This is a genomic window from Paenibacillus sp. CCS19 (assembly GCF_033239625.1).
Lineage (GTDB): Bacteria > Bacillota > Bacilli > Paenibacillales > Paenibacillaceae > Paenibacillus_T.
On record NZ_BTCK01000076.1, the window covers coordinates 1 to 19,643 of the forward strand.

Sequence of the window (19,643 nt, forward strand, 5' to 3'; positions counted from 1 at the left end):
TGCCGCATGCCGAATTAAGCGTGGTAGAACCCCGCTTAAACGTGCCGCAGCGTCGCCCCGAGCCGAATAAGTGTGACATTCCCCCGCCTAACGCTGCACCAACGATCGAACAATGTGCCGCATGCCGCCTAACCTCTGTAATCCGACCTCAACCAACTCGCGACTGGCTCCATTAAGCGTTTGACAGTTTGCATACATTTGTATACATTAGATGGTATATAAATTGGCGTATACAAATGTATGCAAAAAGGATGTGCGACCATGAGAGAACAAGAAGGCCCTATGCCAGAGGAAGAAGAAGTCAGACATAGAGGCGGAAGACATAAAGGACACCGGGGAAAACATCATCACCATCATGGGGCGCAGACGTTCCGCAGAGGACGGGCGACCCAGTTTCTTGAGAGGCTTCATGTAAGACGCGATACGCTGAGGCAGCAGTTGGATGCGCCTGAGCTTGCGGCCATCCGACAGGTTGTGCTCGGCGAGCTGAAGGCGATTGAGCTGGTCATTGAGGAGTATGTGCGGCACTTCGAGCTGAATCGAGCGGAGGAAGAGGCAGAGACTCTCCCTCAGACGGAGGAACCGAGCACGGCGGGAGGAGACGATCCATCATGTGGGGATTAGCTTCTTACGTTAAGCCATACTTGAAGTTCGTCATCCTGGGCCCGCTGTTCATGATTCTCGAAGTATTCTTCGACCTCATGCAGCCGAAGCTGGCTGCGCACATCGTCGATTTCGGCGTCGTAGCGCGCGACTTCAACGTGATCGAACGGACAGGCATTTTGATGGCGGTCGTAACCGTGCTCTCGCTCGTCACGGGCGTCGGGTGCAACCTGTTCGCCAGCCGCGCATCGCAGAACTTCGGCGCAGACATTCGCGAAGCGCTGTTCCGCAAGGTGCAGACGTTCTCGTTCGACAACATGAATACGTTTCAATCGGGCTCGCTTATCACGCGGATGACCAATGACGTTGTGCAGGTTCAGAACCTGCTGCAGATGGCGCTGCAAGGGCTGGTGCGGGCACCTAGTTTGCTCATCGGCAGCGTCGTTATGGCGCTTATTATTAACCTGCGGCTCGGACTCATTCTTCTCGGTACATTAATCGTCCTTATCATTGTGCTTGTTGTGCTGATTCGCTCTTCATCTCCGCTGTTTGCTGCCGTGCAGACGAAGCTCGATGCTGTTAATACGCGCATTCAGGAGAACCTTGCCGGAATCCGCGTCATCAAAGCATTCGTGCGATCCAAGCATGAGAAGGAGCAGTTTCAAGCGGTTAACCGCGACTATACGGAAATCTCGATTCGGGCGGCTCGCTTCATCGCGCTCAACTCGCCGATCGTTACGTTTATTATGAACGGCTGCCTTGTGGCCATTCTGCTCTATGGCGGCGATCAAGTATCGTCGGGCATGGGTCAGGTCGGCGACCTGGTCGCCTTCGTCAACTATGTGGTGCAGGTGCTCTCTTCCTTGCTCATGGTCAGCGGGCTGCTCATGAACGTCACGCAAGCCAACGTATCTGCCAAGCGCATCCGCGAGGTGCTCGACACCCATTCGGCGATCGAGGAATCGACGAAACAGGGCCAATCGGCTCCTATCGCAGCCGAGCATATCAAGCTTGAGCAGGTTGCTTTCTCCTATAACGGTTCTACGGAAGCCAAGGATCTTGTTCTGAAAAATATCAACATCGAGGCGCGTCGCGGCGAGACGGTTGCGATTATCGGCGCGACAGGGTCGGGCAAGTCGACGCTCGTGCAGCTGCTTCCGAGACTGTACGATGTCACTTCGGGATCGATCAAGATCGACGGTACGGACATTCGCGAGCTGCCGCTGCTCGCGGTGCGCAGGCAGATCGGCATGATCCTGCAAGATGCATTCCTGTTCACCGGTACGATCCGCGACAACATTGCGTTCGGCAAGCCGAATGCAACGCAGGAAGAGGTCGAAGCTGCCGCAATTACAGCGCAGGCGCATGACTTCATCGCCAAGTTGCCAGATGGCTATAACACGAAGCTTGGTCAGAGGGGCGTCAACCTGTCCGGCGGGCAAAAGCAGCGGTTGTCGATCGCGCGGGCACTGCTCGTGAAGCCGCCGATTCTCATCATGGACGACAGCACCAGCGCGCTCGACCTTATTACCGAGAGACGTCTTCGTGATGCATTGAAGCAGCTGACGGAAGACAATATTACGTTCCTCATCGCGCAGCGCATCTCGTCCGTCATAGATGCACAACAAATTCTCGTCATCGACGAAGGCGAAATTGTGGGCCGAGGTACGCACACTGAACTTTTAGCGGAATGTGACGTGTACCAGGATATTTATCGATCGCAATACGGCAAGCAGGAGGTGTCTTATGGCAAACAGCAGCAGCAATCCTTCCAATCCTAATGCATCTACCAATAAGGCACCGACCAACTTTGATCAAATGGGCTTCCGCCCAGGCAACGGACCGCATCACGGCGCCGTTCCGAAGGTTCGTTCGAAGAATACATCCGGCACGATGCGCCGCATTTGGGGGTACTTGAAACAGCAGCGCCAAGCGCTCTTCTGGGTCATCCTATGTACGGTGCTGACGTCCGTCTTCGCACTGCTTGGCCCTTATCTGATCGGTCGCATGATCGATGATTACGTCATGCCGAAGCAGTTCGATGGCTTTATCCGAATGGGGATGATTTTGTTAAGCGTGTACGCGCTCAGTGCACTGTTCACCTGGATTCAGCAATATATGGCTTCGAGTCTATCACAGAACACGGTGCGCGATATGCGCGAGGATCTCTTCAACCAATATCAGCGACTGCCCGTGCAATTCTTCGATCAGAAAACGCATGGCGAGCTCATGAGCCGGACGACGAACGATATCTCCAACGTCTCCAATACGCTCAATCAGACGGTCGTGCAGCTCATCTCCAGCGTGCTGATGCTCGTGGGCAGCTTGGTCATGATGCTCTCCTTAAGCATCTGGATGACGCTTGTGACGATGCTGACCATACCGCTCATTGCGTTCATCACGAAGCGCATCTCGAAGCATATGCGCCACTTCTTCTCGGAGCAGCAGAAGCAGCTCGGCGAAGTGAACGGCTTCGTGCAGGAGAATATCTCGGGCCTTAAGGTCGTGAAGGTGTTCGGCCGGGAGGAGAAGGCGGTCGAGCAGTTCCGCGAAATCAACGAGCGGCTGCGCGCGATCGGCGTGAAGGCGCAGAGCTTATCGGGCTCGATGGGGCCGATGATGAACACGATGCGCAACATCACCTTCCTTGTTATCGCGGTATTCGGCGCGGTGTTCGCTTATCACGATATGATCACGATTGGCGTTATTGTCAGCTTCCTGAACTACTCCAACCAGTTCAGCCAGCCGATCAACCAGCTCGCCAACCAGTACAACATGTTCCAATCCGCAATTGCAGGTGCCGAGCGTGTATTCGAAGTGCTTGATCTGAAGCCGGAAATCTCGGACGATACAGCGCCGAAGCCACAGCATGCGCTCATCCATGGCGAAGTCGTATTCGAGGACGTATGCTTCGGTTATAAGCCGGAAGTAGATGTGTTAAAGGGTGTATCGCTCCATGCGCATCCGGGCCAAATGATCGCGTTAGTCGGTCCGACCGGCGCGGGCAAAACGACGGTCATCAACCTGCTGACGCGGTTCTATGACATCCGTTCGGGGCGCATTACGATCGACGGCGAGGACATTCAGCAGCTGGATAAACAGGCGCTTCGCCAGCAGATCGGGCTCGTGCTGCAAGATGCTTATGTCTTCTCGGGAACGATCCGAGACAACATCCGTTATGGCCGATTGGATGCGACGGATCGGGAGGTCGAAGAGGCGGCGCGTCTAGCGAACGCCGACACCTTCATCCGCAAGCTGCCGCGCGGGTATGACACGCAGCTAAGCGCCGAAGGCAGCAACCTGAGCCAAGGGCAGCGTCAACTGCTGACGATCGCTCGCGCGGTGCTCGCCAATCCGTGCATCCTGATTCTCGATGAGGCGACGAGCAGCGTGGATACGCGAACGGAGCTCCATATTCAAGAGGCCATGAAGACGCTGATGAAGGGCCGAACGAGCTTTGTTATTGCCCATCGGCTAAGCACGATTCAGGAGGCCGATGCGATACTGGTCATCCAAGATGGACAGATTACGGAACAAGGTACGCATGATCAATTGATCGCAAGGAATGGATTTTATAATCATATGTATCAGAACCAGTTCGCTTCGAGCGCACAGTAGAGTCCACATGGATGTGACCATACGGCGAATCTGTCGGCAACCATCGGCAGCGCTGGTAGGTTTTGAGCGATGGTTGACACATCCCTTGGTTATGTGATTAAATGTGTAACAATATTCAAATAACTCAATAACTCAATAACTCAACAAACCATGATGGATAAGGACAGTGCGCCTAAGCGCCTGTAGTAGGATAGCCGAACAATGCTCCAGAGAGCCGGTGGGTGGTGCGAACCGGCGCAGGTCAGCTATCTGAATTACACGATCCGGAGTTTGGAGAAGAGACCCGGCTATAAGCCGATCGTCACTTGTCCCGGCATGTAACCATGTCGTTATGCGAATGAGCGAAAGAAGCATCGGCAGCTTCTTTAATTAGGGTGGTACCGCGAGAAGACAGTCTCTCGTCCCTTTACAGGGATAAGAGGCTGTCTTTTTCTATTTTATCCATGGATCAAATCATTCGATGGGAGTAGATGAACATGGAGAAGGAAGCACAATTGCAATTGTCGGCAGAGCAGCAGCGCGAAGTAGAACGTCAGCTAAGCATTATTCGCAGAGGCGCAGCAGAGATTGTTCCAGAGGACGCGTTGGCGCGCAAGATCGCTGCGTCCGTTGCGAGCGGCAAACCGCTGAAGGTGAAGCTGGGACTAGACCCTTCCGCACCGGATATCCATATCGGACACACCGTTGTACTGCACAAAATGCGGCAGTTCCAAGATCTCGGCCACGAGGTGCAGCTGATCATCGGCGATTTCACCGGTAAGATCGGAGATCCGACAGGCAAATCCGAGACAAGGAAGCAGCTGACGGAAGAGGATGTACGGCGGAATGCGGCAACCTATGAGGCGCAAATGTTCAAAATCCTCGACCCGCAGAAGACGAAATTCTACTTCAACTCGGAATGGCTCGGGGCAATGAAGTTTGAAGACGTGCTGCAGCTGGCGGCGAAGCTGACGGTTGCCCGCATGCTGGAACGGGATGACTTCGCCAAACGCTACGCGAACAATCTGCCGATTCACATTCACGAGTTCTTCTACCCATTGATGCAGGGGTACGATTCGGTATCGCTCGAGAGCGATATCGAGATCGGCGGTACCGATCAGACGTTCAACATATTGATGGGCCGGACGCTGCAAAGCGCATTCGGCTTCGAGGATAGCCAGGCCGCGATTCTGATGCCGCTGCTCGAAGGTCTTGACGGTGTTCAGAAAATGAGCAAAAGCCTCGGCAACTACATCGGCATCGACGAAGCGCCTAACGATATGTTCGGCAAGACGATGTCGATCCCGGATGAGCTCATGCTGAAGTACTACGAGCTGAGCACGATGATTACGAACGAAGAGCTTGCAGCGTTGCGCCAAGGTCTGCAGGACGGTACCGTTCACCCTCGCGATGCGAAGGTGCAGCTGGCGAAGCAGTACGTCAGCATGTACCACGGCGAGGAAGCGGCCGAGCAGGCGGTGCAGCATTTCATTACCGTATTCTCGAAGCGCGAGATGCCGGACGAGATCGAGCCCTTCCAAGTCAGCGGTGAGCTGCTGGAGGACGGCGGCGTAATCGTTAGCAAGCTGCTCGTGGCGCTCGGATTCGCAGTATCGACGAGCGAAGCGCGCCGCAGCGTCGTCCAAGGCGCAGTCAAGCTGAACGGCGAGAAGCTGCTCGACCCGAATGCGCGCATTGCCGTCAACAACGGCGACATCATTCAAGCGGGCAAGCGGAAGTTCGCGCAGCTGGTGATTGGCGGATAAGAAGCATAAGGGACGATGGCATCTATCGAGGAGCCTCAGCCCAGCATTAAAAGAAGCCCGATGCCTGGGGTTACCATGCAACGGGCTTCTTTTCATCTTCCGAACGAGCAATTTTACAGATTCCACACCTATTCCGAGTTGAATTGGCTGTCTTTCTGTCTTAGATTTGATACACTAGTGACATTGTTCGAATGGACAGGAGATGATAGGAATGGGCCGGAGAAAAAGTTATACGGAAGCGGAGCTGCTCGACGTGACGAAGAAGCTGCTGCTGGAGCATGGCTACGACGGCTTCCATCTGAAGCTGCTGTCCGAGCATCTGGTTGGCGCGCGCAGCACGATTTATCAATATTTTGCGAACAAAGAAGAGATCGTTGCGGCGTGCATGAAGCGTGTGATGCGAAGCATCATGTCCAAGTCGGCAGAGGTTGACGAGACGGATTCTCTTGCTGCGCTGCAGCAGATTCTATACGTATATGTGGAGGAGTCAGACTTCCACCAGCTGCTGGGCGACGCGCACAAAATCAATATAAACAATTCTGAGGCAGCAGCACGCGATATGACCTTTATCGAACAAGGGCATGAGGAATTAAAGGTTCAATTGGGCCGTATATTCGCTAAGGCAAGCGGCGAAGGACATCTCCGACAAGACGTGCCGCTTCCCGCGCAAATCAGTGTGTTCTTCAACCTTATTAATACGCCGAATGTTCTCCGAATGCCGCTTCCCGAGTGGAGCGTGCTGCTATTCAGCATGTGGATGAAGGGCGTTGCGAAGTAAATCTTCCTCGCCAATAAATTTGACACTTGTGTCTAATATATTGTTTAATGGTTCTAATGTGCGTTCGCAGCGATCGCGCGCATCAAATTAGACACATGTGTCAAATAAAGTGGGGGAGTGAGTTTCGGCATGTATCTGGCATGGCGAGAAATCAAACGGAACCGCATGCGGTTCTCGTTAATTGCAGTTATTTTCATCCTTATTGCTTGGCTCGTCTTTATTCTGTCCGGTCTTGGGAATGGCCTGCAGACGCTGGCAGCGGCCTCATTCAAGAACATGAAGGCGGACTATGTCGTGCTCGAACAGGGTTCGAATGCTTCGGTGAGCAAGTCGCTGCTGTCAGCGGATGGCATCGCTATAGCAGGCGCAATGCCTAACGTGAAGGGCGCTTCGCCGATCGGTACCACGATGGGAACCGTCTTGAAGGGGGAAGCTTCGGACCTTGCTGCCGGCAAGGTGGATATCGCGATGATCGGAATCGAACCAGGCAGCTTCCTAGAACCAGCTGTCATTGCAGGCAGCGGCTTATCCCTCGACCAGCCGAACGGCGCAATCGTGAACGAATCGATGAAGGACGAGGGCTTCAAGCTCGGAGACACGTTAAGACTGGATGGCTCGAACGAAACGCTGACGATCGTCGGTTTCGTCGAGAATGAGACGTACAATCACGTCGCATCGGTATTCCTGCCAATCGACAAGTGGCGGACGATTACGTTCGCAGCCCCCGGCTCCGACAAGGGCATTCGCAATCCAGTCAATGCAATCCTGCTGCAGGGCAGCGGTATTGATCCTGATGCAGTAAGCACTGCGCTGCAGGGGACAGAAACCGTTACGCTGGATGCCGCCATTATGGGGCTGCCCGGTTACAAGGAGGAAAGCGGAAGCATTACGATGATGATGGCCTTCCTGCTCGTTATTTCGGCATTCATGCTTGGGGTCTTCTTCTATGTATTCACGCTGCAGAAGTCGAATCAATTCGGCGTATTGAAGGCGATAGGCGCAAGAAACGGATTTCTTGGCAAGGCTGTAGTCTCGCAAGTCATGATGATATCTTTATTCAGCATACTAGTGGGGGTATCCCTAACGTATGCGGTCGCATCGTTCCTGTCGAAGGCGATGCCGTTCATTCTGGATACGAAGCTGGTCATCATCTACTCCATCGTTCTGCTTGTCATTGCATTGTTGAGCTCATTGGCATCGGTTCGCAGCATTACGCGAATTGACCCATTGAAGGCGTTAGGGAGGGTTGAATAATGGCACAAGGATTAGAAATGCATCAAGTCAGCCACTACTACAACGAAGGCAGCGGCCGGACGACTGCATTGGATCGCGTTTCAGTATCGGTTGCGCCAGGCGAATTCATCGCAGTCATCGGACCTTCAGGCTCGGGCAAAAGCACGTTTCTCGCTGTAGCAGGCGCACTGCTTCAAGCATCCGAGGGTGAAGTGAAGTTGAATGGCGCGTCGATCTCGAGCGCATCCGCTAAGGAGCTCTCTCACATAAGATTGCAAGATATCGGCTTCATTATGCAGTCGTCGAATCTTGTTCCTTATTTGAATGTAGAGGAGCAGCTGCTCATTATTAAGAAAATCGCGGGCAAGGTTACGAAGCAGGACAAAGCATACGCAGCTCAGTTGCTTGCGGAGCTTGGACTTGGGGAGAAACAATTGTCTTATCCGGATGAGTTGTCCGGCGGCGAGAAGCAGCGGGTGGCGATCGCGCGATCATTGATGAATGATCCGCAAGTCATTCTCGCCGACGAACCGACTGCGAGCTTGGATACGAAGCGTGCGCACGAAGTCGTTTCCTTAATCGCGAAGGAAGTGAAGTCGCGCGGCAAAGCGGCGATTATGGTCACGCATGATGAGCGGATGCTCACCTACTGCGACAAGGTTTATCGGATGGCGGACGGACAATTAACGTTGGACCAGATGCAACCGGCTCAAGAACTAGTAAGCCGTTAAGCGGCATATTGCAATTCTAATTACAGGCTTACCAATGGCTGAGGACGGAGTGGATCCGTCTTCGGCCTTTTTGTTCCTGGTTCAATATACCAAGTTGACAATTGGGAGCTTCGAGCGTAAGATGATGACATGCAATAAGATACCTGTACGGGTATAAGTATAAAGTATATGTGCAAGCAACGGATTCTTCGATCGCTTGTCCAGCACAATAAATTCGGATAAACAACCATCATTTTAGGGAGGGGTTTGATCATGGCTGCTAACGGCATTAAGGCTAACCGTACGCTGGACTGCAAAGGTCTTGCCTGCCCGATGCCCATTGTTCGTACGAAGAAGGCAATAGACCAATTGAGGTGGAAGCAACGGACAAAGGCTCATTGGCCGATATCCAGGGTTGGGCAAAAAATACGGGGCATCATTATTTGGGAACGGTGCACGAAGGGGAAGTGCTGAAGCACTACATCCGAAAAGCATCGGCGGGAGAAGCTCAGCCGGAACGAAAGTTTCCTCGCATCGTTTCGAACGAGGACTTGGAGCAAGTGCTCGCTTCGGCAGGGAAGGCAACGATATTGGATGTGCGCGAGCCTGCGGAATACGCATTCAGTCACATTCCGGGCGCGAAGACGATTCCGCTTGGCGAGCTGGAGAATCGAATGGGTGAGCTAAGTCAGGAAGAGGACATTTACGTGGTCTGTCGCACGGGCTCTCGCAGCGATCTTGCTTGTCAACTGTTGGAAAGCAAGGGCTTTGCTCGCGTCCGCAATGTGGAACCGGGCATGAGCGGCTGGGCCGGCGCATTGGAGAGAGAAGCTTGAGTTACAGAGCAATTCACAATTAATTATACCTATAGGAGGCTATTCGAAATGACTAAAGTAGCAATCATCGCAAGCAACGGCGGACTGTTTGACGCATACAAGGTATTCAACATCGCAACGGCTTCTGCTGCAACCGAAGCGGAGGTAGCCATCTTCTTCACCTTCGAAGGGCTGAATCTCATTCACAAAGAAGCGCATGCGCAGCTTCCTCTTCCGGCGGGCAAAGAGCAATTCGCGGAAGGCTTCAAGGCTGCCAATGTTCCTGGCATTCCTCAGCTTGTGGAAATGGCTCAAGAGCTGGGCGTCAAGATGATTGCCTGTCAGATGACGATGGATGTCATGAATTTGCCCAAAGAAGCATTCATTGATGGCATCGATGTAGGCGGAGCTGTTACGTTCCTTGATTTCGCTAAAGATGCTAACGTAACGCTCTCGTTCTAATCCGCCTTTCAATGGCAAGAACAATCATCATTTACATGGGAGGAATAACAATGAATATAGATTTGAAGGTCGATGCCAGAGGTCTCGCATGTCCAATGCCGATCGTACGGGCGAAAAAGGCGCTTGACAGCCTGCAGCCTGGACAAATCATGGAGGTTCTGTCGACGGATAAAGGCTCGATCAACGACTTCCAAGCTTGGATTAAGCAAACGAACAATGAGCTTGTCGAGCATAAGGCGGAGGAAGGCCTATTCAGCTTCTATGTGAAGAAGAAATAATTCCGAGTAACGAGCATGGGGCTTCCGTGCTCGTTACTTTAGGTCCGATCATATACAATTCGAACGCCTAGCGTGCAGTAGTTCTCTTCCTTGTAATGACCGTCCGGACACTGTTTGGTGAAGCATACGGAGTTATGGGAAGCTACGAGCTTCTGTTTGCAGCTAGGGCATGTTGGAGTGAACAAAGCTTTAATCCGTGTGAACATGCTAATCACTCATTTCCTACTTGTTTTGTCGGCTTTATTATACATGATCATCCCTGCGCACGTATATGGCCATTTTTACTTTTTTCATGAGGGAGGGCTGCAATGGATACACTTCTCTATATCACAATGACGCTTTTAGGATTTGTCGGCTCCTTTTTCTCGGGCATGCTCGGCATCGGAGGGGCGGTCATCAACTATCCGCTGCTGCTGTATGTGCCTTCCTCCTTAGGCGTTGCCCATCTGTCCGCGCATGATGTCGCAGCGATCAGCATGTTTCAAGTATTCTTCGCCTCGCTGGCGGGCGTACTGGCTTACCGACGGAGAAGCGGAACGGACGGCAGCGTTCTGCATAAAGGACTTGTTGCCTATATGGGCACAAGCATCTTGGTCGGCAGCTTGATCGGAGGCATTGCTTCGGGTGGGCTTGATGCCGATGGCATTAACCTCATTTATGGCATATTGGCGGTAGTCGCGGTTATTCTCATGTTGATTCCGAACCGAGCCGCCCAATCCGGCACGAATGAAACGCTTCAGTTCAATAAAATCATTGCGGTTAGCGCCGCTTTTATCGTAGGCATCGTTTCCGGCATTGTCGGCGCTGGCGGCGCATTTATGCTTATCCCGATCATGCTGACGGTTCTTCGCATTCCGACTCGCACGACTATTGCGTCTTCGTTGGCCATTGTGTTCATCTCCGCGATTGGAGGCGTGATCGGTAAGCTGATTGGAGGAGGCATACCGCTATGGCCGATGGTATTCACCGTTATTGGCAGCCTGATCGGCGCTCCCATAGGCTCCAAGGTGGGCGCCAAGTTGGATGTCCGTCTGCTTCGATATGGTCTGCTGATTCTAATCGGATTCACCGCGATTAAAGTTTGGATACCCATACTTGCCAAGTAACCTTCTTCTATTTAGATGGTGCGGCGACCTGTATGAACAGCCGTTGGCAGGATGAAAGGATAGAAACATAGAAGGGGCTGCTTGCAGTTGAAGAAGGAATGGAATGAAAGGTTCGGTTCAACGGATTATATTTATGGGGTACAGCCGAATGCCTTCATTAAGGATCATTCATCTCGTCTGACGGGGACTCGCATTGTCGCTTTCGCGGAAGGCGAGGGCCGCAATGCCGTCTACTTGGCCGCGCAGGGCTATGACGTCACAGCTTGGGATTACGCGGATAACGGGCTCAAGAAGACCGAGCAGCTTGCCGAGCGGTCAGGGGTTAAGGTGAGGACGGAGTTGGTGGATTTAATCCATGACCCTGTAGTGCCGGGAGCATATGATGGGGCCATCATGGTGTTCGGCCATTTCCCGAAGGAAAGCCAGCATACCGTATTGGAGAAGCTGATCGCCGTCGTGAAGCCTGGAGGAACGGTGATGGTCGAGGTCTATTCAGAGGAACAGCTTCGATACAAGACGGGTGGGCCGAAATCATCCGATATGTTGTACCGTGCACAGGACATGTTGGCGTGGGCACGACAGCATCAGGTGGTTCATTTCTTCTACGGCGAGCAGATAAGGGAAGAAGGCAAGCTGCACACCGGGGCCGGCCATGTCATTCAAGTCATTCTAATCAAAACATAGCCCAAACAAGGAAATGCCCGCGAGACTGTCACTTCATTAAGTGAGAGGCTCGTGGGTTTTATTTGACTTATTTAGTTGTTTGACTTATAGTTGTCTAAGCAACTAATTCACGATAAAGGTGATCTGAACATGTCGGAGACAACGAATAAATCACACGATAACGGCCAGCTGCCGATCGGATTCGCGCTCGGGTTAACGTATAGGAAAGTGTCGGGACTGTTCCAGCATCGGCTTAGTCCTTACGGCATCACACCCGAGCAGTGGTCGGCGCTGAATCAGATTGACCGCTCCCAAGGACTCATTCAGAAGGAGATCGCGGAGCGGACGGGCAAAGATAAGCCGACGACGACTCGTATTCTCGATCATCTGGAGAAGAAGGGTCTCATCTATAAAAAGACAGGCGAACGCGATCGGCGGTCGTTCCTCGTCTACAGCACAGAGCTTGGCAAGTCCGTCATTCGCGAGACGACGTCGATTGAGGACAGCGTGACCGAGGACGTTCGCTCCTGCCTGACGGAGCAAGAATACGACAAGATGCTGGAGCTGCTGCAGCGCATTAGCGAGACGATTGGCGGCCTGGATAACGCGGGCCATCAGACAGAGGACGATCAGTAACATAAAGGAGGATGCAATTATGCAGCAGGATCAATCACAGGCTCCGTTATGGACACGGCCTTTTATCGCTTTAACCGCAAGCTTTTTTCTTTTATTTCTTAGTTTGCAAATGCTCATCTCTTCTTTCCCTGCGTACGTGAAAGAGGAGTTTCATGTTGGCAACGTAGCAGCGAGCATGGTCACGTCGGTATTCGCACTATCGGCAATCGTCGCGCGGTTCGCAACGGCGGCGCTCATGCGCCGATTTACTCGAATGAAGCTGCTGCTTGCGGGTCTTGTAATCGCGGGCATTACGACAGCGCTGTACACGGCGGTCGGTGATTTCTACAGCTTCTTGGGACTGCGGATCGGCTTCGGCATTGGATTCGGGATGGCGAGCACGATTCTGCCGACGTTCGTCTCGAGCATCATTCCGATCAAGCGGATGGGGGAAGGGATCGCCTATTTCGGACTGTCCACCTCGCTCGCCATGTCGATCGGGCCGTCGATTGGACTCAATGTCATGGATCAGGCAGGCTTCGGTCCGCTTACGATGGTCGGATTAGCGTCCGTTGTATTGATTTTCCCCGTGCTCTGGCTGTCGCGCTCCAAGCGCACACCGCTAGAGGCTGAAGCACAAACAGCGCCTGCAGCGAAGGGACAAGGTCAATCGGCAGCCAAGGTCGGCGTCAGCCGTAATCTAGTATTCCCTGTCATTCTGAATGCGATGCTGTCCATCACCTATAGTGGACTGCTCAGCTTCCTGGTATTGTTCGGCAAAACGGTACATATCGAGCAGGTCGGTCTGTTCTTCCTGTTCAATGCCGTTACGATCATTCTGATCCGTCCGATATCGGGCCGCATCTTCGACCGCAGAGGCCACCGCGCGGTTCTTATTCCGGCAGGCGTACTCGTCGCGATCAGTATGGTCATGCTGTCGAACGCGCACAGCATGCCGATGCTGATTGTCGCAGCACTGATCTATGGACTTGGCTTCGGTGCGATTCAACCGACGATTCAGGCATGGATGATTCGTTCCTCCAAGCCGGAGCAATACGGTATGGCTAACAGCATGTACTACAATTCGACCGACTTCGGTATCGCGATCGGCTCGATTTTGTTAGGCGTTGTATCATCGGCAACAAGCTATTCGATCATGTACATGTACTCGGCGGGCGTCATGGCGCTGTTCGCGGTACTCGTTATCTTGCAGGCTATTCTGGCTGTTCGGAAGAGCAAGTCCGAGCCGGCGGGCGTGCTTCCTTTATAAAAGGGTATGGCTTAAAGGGCGGATCTAACGTGATCAGCTATTTAGGTAAGCCAGCACACGAATGGAAATGGCGGTTATAGGGAGGGGATCCCTATAACCGCTATTTCTGCTTGTTGCTGATCCAACGAGGGGCGAGTGAAAGTCGTCTCTCGATCTCAAAGGTTAAACGAGAGGAATGGATCAGGCTTGACGGATGCCACGGTGGTTATTGGGTAGTAGAAGGGGCAATTCAATATTTAACGGTTCGCAGGAAGGCTAATTAAGCACTGTGGCATCCGTTATAGTTTAACGAGAAAGGAGAAAGCTGGAGTGATCAACGTTATGGCTTAGCAGCCCTTAATCGTCTGGGAAGGACCCTTGTTGCTCTTCTCAGGGTTGGAGGTTGGCTTCTTCGCTTGACATCACTTCTAGTGTGGTATACATTTGTATACAATACCATTAACGTATACAAACGTATACGACAATGCTGTGAGGAGGACGTGGAGATGCGAGAAGGCAAACACGGTCATCGGGGGCATCATGGTCATAGAGGGCATGGTCACAAACATGGGGAAGAGCATGAGCATGGCGGCGGGCACGGGAAGCATCGGTTTCACAGTGCGCAGACGTTCCGCAGAGGCAGAGCGCTCGCCTTCTTGGAGACCTTAAGTCTGAAACGCGCCACGCTGCTCCAGCAGTTGAATCAGCCTGAGTACGAAGCGATCAAGCCTGTCATCAGTGGTGAGTTGAAGGCGACGGATGCGATTATTCAAGAGTTCATCTATGCATTCGAGCTGCGCGAGATACCGCCGGAAGAAGACTCACCAAGCGATGAAGATAGCGATATAGCTATAGATATAGAAGATGGAGAGGAAGCTAACGATGACAGTAATGGATCTCATTAAAAGCCGTCGGACGATCAAAATGTTCAAGCCGGACCCCATTTCCGAGGGCGATCTGCTCACTTGGCTCGAAGCGGCCAGCTATGCGCCGAATCACCGATTGAATGAACCATGGGAGATTCGTATGGTCGGCCCTGAGACGCGGGCGAGACTGCGGCACAAAACAGACTTCGGCGGCGCACCTGTCGTCCTGGCCATTGTGTCGAGACCGGGCGCAACGCCTTTCGAGCGGGACGAGAACGTAATGGCCGTTTCCTGCTTCGTTCAGAACTTGCTGCTCGCAGCACATGAAGGCGGCGCCGGTGTGTTTTGGGCTTCGCTCGGCGCTCTGCCTCATAACCGCGATATTCTCGGTGTGCCAGAGGACTATGATGTAATCGGCGTATTCGGCATCGGTTATGCTGCGGAAGTACCTGCCGCAAAGCCAAGAACGCCAATCGATACGCGAATTACCTATTTGGACTAAATAGAAGGAGCAGATGATGACGATGTCTGAGCTTACGCGATCCATTACACGGCAATGGCTGGATGTGGCTTATGGTACCCAATCGACGAGCCAGAAGCTGGACATCTATCTGCCAGAGAACGGCGAAGGTCCGTTCCCGGTTATTATGCACATTCATGGCGGGGCGTTCATGTTCGGCGATAAGGCGGATGATCAGCTGCGACCAATGCTGACAGGGCTCGCTAGAGGGTATGCCGTTATATCGATTAACTACCGACTGAGCGGAGAGGCGTTGTTTCCTGCCCAGATCTATGACGTGAAGGCGGCTATTCGTTGGATCAAAATGAACGCGGCATCGTATCAGCTCGATGCCAGCCGCATCGCGTTGTGGGGCGGATCCGCTGGCGGTCATCTGTCAGCGCTGGCTGGTACATCGGCGCATGATGAAGAGCTGGATGATCCGCACCGAGAGCGAATGACGGTCACGAGCGAGGTGCAGGCTGTCGTCGACTGGTTCGGTCCGACGAACTTCCTGACGATGGATGAGCTGTTCGTTCACAGCGCGGTCCGGCCGCATCAAGTGCATCATGCAGCGGATTCACCGGAATCGCGGCTGCTTGGCAGCCCCATCGCAGAGGTGCCGGAGCTTGTGCAAGCGGCGAATCCCGAGACGTACATCTCGGAGCGGACGCCGCCTTTCTTGATTCAGCACGGCACGCATGATCCGCTCATCCCGACGATGCAGTCGGTCGTCTTCGCGGAGAAGCTTCGGGCTGTCATCGGCAGCGACAAAGTGAGCTTGGAGCTGCTCGAGGGCGCTGGCCATGGCGGCGAGGCATTCGAGACGACGGCCAATGTGAATCGCGTGCTCAACTTCATCGATCAGTACCTTAGAACCGAATAAAGGATGCGAACGAGTAACCGGACAGGGATGTCCGGTTTTCTTGTTTTTCCGACGACAAATTCTATTATTTGCTAGGTATTAAGAATCATAATTTACATAGGTGAATATGAGGAAATGCCCACAAAGAAAGCGTTGGATGCTATAATATGGGAGGTTATTCGATAGAATTCGACAGTAATTTCATAGAGGAGTGTAACGAAAATGAAAGGTAGATCTAAGAAACATCTGCTGTACCTTAGACGATTGGTCTTTTTGTGTTTTGCTTTGATCGTAGGCACGTCCGGTTTGGCGGGATTTGCACCAGTGGTGCATGCTGCGCCGGTATTGAATCCTTCTAAAATTATCGGGCATGATTTTGAGTTTGGCTCTTATGATTTGACGACTGAATTTCAGTTTTATTTGATCAGTAGTCCTCCTGCCTTTCCTGCCAAAGTAGGGCATGTGTTTGCAGAGTATACCGTACCGGTGGGATATCCTGAGGCTGGTATGAGAGCCCTCCTTACTATACCAATTAATAGCGTCAATTCGGGCGCTTCCCGACAGATAGGATTATGGGAATATAAAGGAGCTTCCATTCCTACTATGTCTAGTGGCGATGCGGGTTGGCCGACGACGTCGAGACTTGAAGGCAATCCCGATTATGAGTATGTTGGTACGTATTCATCTGCATTTCCAGGTCAAAGCGCTACAATTGACGTAACTAACGTCATAAAAAGAAAAGCCGGAGCGACGGCAAGATTCCTCCTAACGAATAACGAAACTGCAACGACGCAACAAATCGAGATATTGACAGGTACGCCTTACATTAACTTGGTGCCGAATACAGCACCGACTTTTGTAATGAACACCACTACAATTGATACTTATCCAACTGCGGGCCCTATCAATATGAATTATCCACTGGTTGTAAGTGATACGGACATAGGCCAAGTATTGACGTGGACAGTTGCAACCGCGCCGAGTCACGGTACGCTGACCCTGAGCGGAAGCACAGCCATGTCTGGAAGTACATTTATCGTACCAAACGGGAATATAAACTATACTCAGGCAGCTGGGTTCACAGGAACGGACAGCTTTACCGTTGAAGTAAGCGACGGAATAGCAACAGTCTCTCGGACCTTTCAGATCAATGTGATAGATGATCAAACACCACCGGTTCTTACGAATGTGAGCAGCAGAGTTACCTCGACGACGAATGCAACTCTTAGCTTTACCAGTAATGAAGCAGGTAAAATCTATTATGTGATTACAACGAGTGCTCAGAATCCAACAGCCAGTAATGTAATTAGTGCAAGTGTATCCAATATGGTGTCGAACGGTATGTATGGAAGTATCCCTAATACATCCAATACCATTACACTTTCAAACCTTAGCTCCGCGCAGCAGTATTACCTTTATGTGGTAGCTGTAGATGGCAACCTTAATGCTAGTAATGTCAGTAGTGTCGTTGTAATGGGGGCTCCAACAGCAATGACCCAAGCTGCAACGGGTATCACTGATACCGGTGTAACACTTAATGGCGCTGTCAATGATAACGGATACAACACTACGGTAACTTTTAAATTTGGTAAAACGACAAGCTATGGCAGCACGGTCAGTGCGAGCGCTGTTGCGCCATATAGCGGCCTTTCCAATCGATCGGCTACCCTTTCGGGTCTAGAGCCGAACACGACCTATCATTATCAAGTTATGGGGGTCAATTCGAAAGGCACAACGTATGGCACTGACCAGACGTTCACTACGACTGGGACCGGTATGACGGACGCAGACGCTGTCGCTGCGGCGAAGGCGGCCATCACAGTCGGCTATTCTGGAGGCGACACGGCTTCGAGCGTAACGCAGAATGTTACGCTTAGCACGACAGGTACGAACGGTACGACTGTAACGTGGGCTTCCAATGTTGGCAGCGTCATCGGAGCCAACGGTGTTGTCACACGTCCGAGCTACACATCTGGCGATGCTGCAGTTACGCTGACCGCAACGATCAGCAAGGGAACGGTGTCGGAAACGAAGTCGTTCACTGTAACCGTATTGAAGCAGGCGCAGACTGATGAAGAGGCAGTTGGAGCTGCGCGGGATGCATTAACGATTGGCTACGCCAGTGGCGACGATGCATCGAGCGTAACACAGAACGTAACACTTGATACGGCAGGCATTAACGGAACAAATATCGTATGGATAACGACTAACTTAAGCGTTATCGATATGGATGGAAAGGTGAATCGCCCAAGCTACATGTCCGGTGATCAGGCAGTAGAGCTGACTGCGTTAATTACCAAAGGATCAGCTGGTCTTACGAAGACGTTCTACTTGACGGTAAAGAAGCTGATACAGACTGACGCGGAAGCCGTTGCTGCGGCGAAAGATGCAGTTGAGGTTGGCTACGCAGGCACTGACACAGCAACGAATGTGACGCAAGACGTGACGCTGAATACGATGGGTCTAGAAGGGACAAGCGTGTCTTGGAGCTCGGATAAGACCGGTGTAATCAAAGCAGACGGAACCGTAACGCGTCCGAGCTACACATTAGGCGACGCAACCGTGACATTGACGGCAACGATTAAGAAGGGATCGGAGACAGCAACGAAGACGTTCATCTTGACGGTGGCGAAGCAAGCACAGACTGATACTGAGGCAGTCGAAGCAGCGAGGTCAGCGTTGGAAGTAGGCTACACAGGTGGTGACACGGCGGCGAGCGTAACGCAGAACGTCACGCTTAGCACGATCGGCATCAACGGAACGAGCATAATATGGACTTCGAATAAGGATATCATCGAAAGTGATGGAACTGTAACCCGGCCAAGTTACACGGAGGGTGATGCTGATGTTACGTTGACGGCAGTAATCATGAAGGGGCCTGCATTTGCCGTGAAAGTCTTCACGTTGAATGTAGTGAAACAAACGCAAACAGACGCAGAGGCAGTAGCAGCCGCGAAAGCGGCAGTGGAAGTAGGTTATGCAAGCGGCGACTCTCCGTACGATGTAAAGCAGAACCTGGTACTCAGCACTGCTGGCCTAGACGGAACGAGCGTATCTTGGAACTCGGACAAAACAGGTGTTATCAAGGCGGACGGAACGGTGACCCGCCCAAGCTACACAGCAGGCGATGCACTCGTAACGCTGACGGCAACGATTAAGAAGGGCTCCGTCGAAGAGACGAAGACCTTCACGCTGACGGTAACAAAGCTTGCGCAAACCGACGCCGAGGCAGTAGCAGCGGCGAAAGATGTATTGACTGTAGGCTATGCAACTGGAGACACAGCCGCTGATGTGAGGCAGAACCTGACACTCAGCACTGCTGGCCTAGATGGAACGAACGTGACTTGGAACTCGGACAAATCGAGCGTCATCGCAGCCAACGGAACGGTGACCCGCCCAAGCTACACGGCAGGCGATGCGACTGTGATGCTAACAGCAACAATCAAGAAGGGTTCCGTCGAAGAGACGAAGACCTTCACATTGACGGTAACGAAGCTTGCACAAACCGACGCTGAAGCAGTAGCAGCGGCGAAAGCGG

17 protein-coding genes and 2 pseudogenes are annotated in these 19,643 nt (G+C 52.4%); all 19 read left to right on the plus strand.

From position 1 onward, the window contains the following. Positions 1-261 precede the first annotated feature (261 nt). On the plus strand, positions 262-624 hold the full coding sequence (locus SBI19_RS28460) for a hypothetical protein (RefSeq protein WP_317972912.1): 363 nt from the start codon (positions 262-264) through the stop codon (positions 622-624). After that, a complete protein-coding gene (locus SBI19_RS28465) occupies positions 612-2,384 on the plus strand; it encodes an ABC transporter ATP-binding protein (RefSeq protein ID WP_317972913.1) in 1,773 nt (590 codons plus the stop codon). Before SBI19_RS28460 ends, SBI19_RS28465 begins: the two co-directional genes overlap by 13 nt. Beyond that, a complete protein-coding gene (locus SBI19_RS28470; protein WP_317972914.1) occupies positions 2,350-4,221 on the plus strand; it encodes an ABC transporter ATP-binding protein in 1,872 nt (623 codons plus the stop codon). The genes SBI19_RS28465 and SBI19_RS28470 overlap by 35 nt, the downstream gene beginning before the upstream one ends. A 476-nt stretch (positions 4,222-4,697) precedes the next feature. Beyond that, positions 4,698-5,966, plus strand: coding sequence for a tyrosine--tRNA ligase (gene tyrS / locus SBI19_RS28475; RefSeq protein WP_317972915.1), 1,269 nt, complete (start codon positions 4,698-4,700; stop codon positions 5,964-5,966). A 211-nt stretch (positions 5,967-6,177) separates the two neighbouring features. After that, positions 6,178-6,744: a TetR/AcrR family transcriptional regulator gene (locus tag SBI19_RS28480; protein ID WP_317972916.1), complete on the plus strand. Its 567-nt coding sequence runs from the start codon at positions 6,178-6,180 to the stop codon at positions 6,742-6,744. A gap of 129 nt (positions 6,745-6,873) precedes the next feature. Continuing rightward, on the plus strand, positions 6,874-7,998 hold the full coding sequence (locus SBI19_RS28485) for an ABC transporter permease (RefSeq protein ID WP_317972917.1): 1,125 nt from the start codon (positions 6,874-6,876) through the stop codon (positions 7,996-7,998). Beyond that, complete coding sequence (locus SBI19_RS28490; RefSeq protein ID WP_317972918.1) at positions 7,998-8,708, plus strand: ABC transporter ATP-binding protein; 711 nt, start codon at positions 7,998-8,000, stop codon at positions 8,706-8,708. The genes SBI19_RS28485 and SBI19_RS28490 overlap by 1 nt, the downstream gene beginning before the upstream one ends. Positions 8,709-8,960: 252 nt before the next feature. Next, a pseudogene (locus tag SBI19_RS28495) lies at positions 8,961-9,523 on the plus strand (rhodanese-like domain-containing protein). Between the two features lie 48 nt (positions 9,524-9,571). Continuing rightward, entirely contained in the window at positions 9,572-9,964 is a 393-nt protein-coding gene (locus SBI19_RS28500; protein WP_224753702.1) for a DsrE/DsrF/DrsH-like family protein, read from the plus strand. Positions 9,965-10,014: 50 nt separating this feature from the next. Further along, entirely contained in the window at positions 10,015-10,242 is a 228-nt protein-coding gene (locus SBI19_RS28505) for a sulfurtransferase TusA family protein (protein WP_317972919.1), read from the plus strand. A gap of 308 nt (positions 10,243-10,550) precedes the next feature. Then, a complete protein-coding gene (locus SBI19_RS28510) occupies positions 10,551-11,348 on the plus strand; it encodes a sulfite exporter TauE/SafE family protein (RefSeq protein ID WP_317972920.1) in 798 nt (265 codons plus the stop codon). A gap of 87 nt (positions 11,349-11,435) precedes the next feature. Then, positions 11,436-12,032, plus strand: coding sequence for a class I SAM-dependent methyltransferase (locus SBI19_RS28515; protein ID WP_317972921.1), 597 nt, complete (start codon positions 11,436-11,438; stop codon positions 12,030-12,032). A gap of 129 nt (positions 12,033-12,161) precedes the next feature. Continuing rightward, positions 12,162-12,647: a MarR family winged helix-turn-helix transcriptional regulator gene (locus SBI19_RS28520; RefSeq protein WP_317972922.1), complete on the plus strand. Its 486-nt coding sequence runs from the start codon at positions 12,162-12,164 to the stop codon at positions 12,645-12,647. Positions 12,648-12,666: 19 nt separating this feature from the next. Continuing rightward, positions 12,667-13,896, plus strand: coding sequence for an MFS transporter (locus SBI19_RS28525; protein ID WP_317972923.1), 1,230 nt, complete (start codon positions 12,667-12,669; stop codon positions 13,894-13,896). Between the two features lie 485 nt (positions 13,897-14,381). Beyond that, positions 14,382-14,780 carry a hypothetical protein gene (locus tag SBI19_RS28530; RefSeq protein WP_317972924.1) on the plus strand — a complete coding sequence of 133 codons (399 nt, stop codon included), beginning with the start codon at positions 14,382-14,384 and terminating at the stop codon, positions 14,778-14,780. Beyond that, on the plus strand, positions 14,758-15,243 hold the full coding sequence (locus SBI19_RS28535) for a nitroreductase family protein (RefSeq protein WP_317972925.1): 486 nt from the start codon (positions 14,758-14,760) through the stop codon (positions 15,241-15,243). Before SBI19_RS28530 ends, SBI19_RS28535 begins: the two co-directional genes overlap by 23 nt. Positions 15,244-15,265: 22 nt before the next feature. Then, positions 15,266-16,126: an alpha/beta hydrolase gene (locus SBI19_RS28540; protein WP_317972926.1), complete on the plus strand. Its 861-nt coding sequence runs from the start codon at positions 15,266-15,268 to the stop codon at positions 16,124-16,126. A gap of 582 nt (positions 16,127-16,708) precedes the next feature. Beyond that, positions 16,709-17,242 (plus strand): annotated as a pseudogene (locus tag SBI19_RS29605) (Ig-like domain-containing protein); the annotation flags it as partial. A 354-nt stretch (positions 17,243-17,596) separates the two neighbouring features. Next, positions 17,597-19,643, plus strand: a 2,047-nt coding sequence (locus SBI19_RS28545) for an immunoglobulin-like domain-containing protein (protein ID WP_317972927.1), incomplete at its 3' end; no start/stop codon positions are given.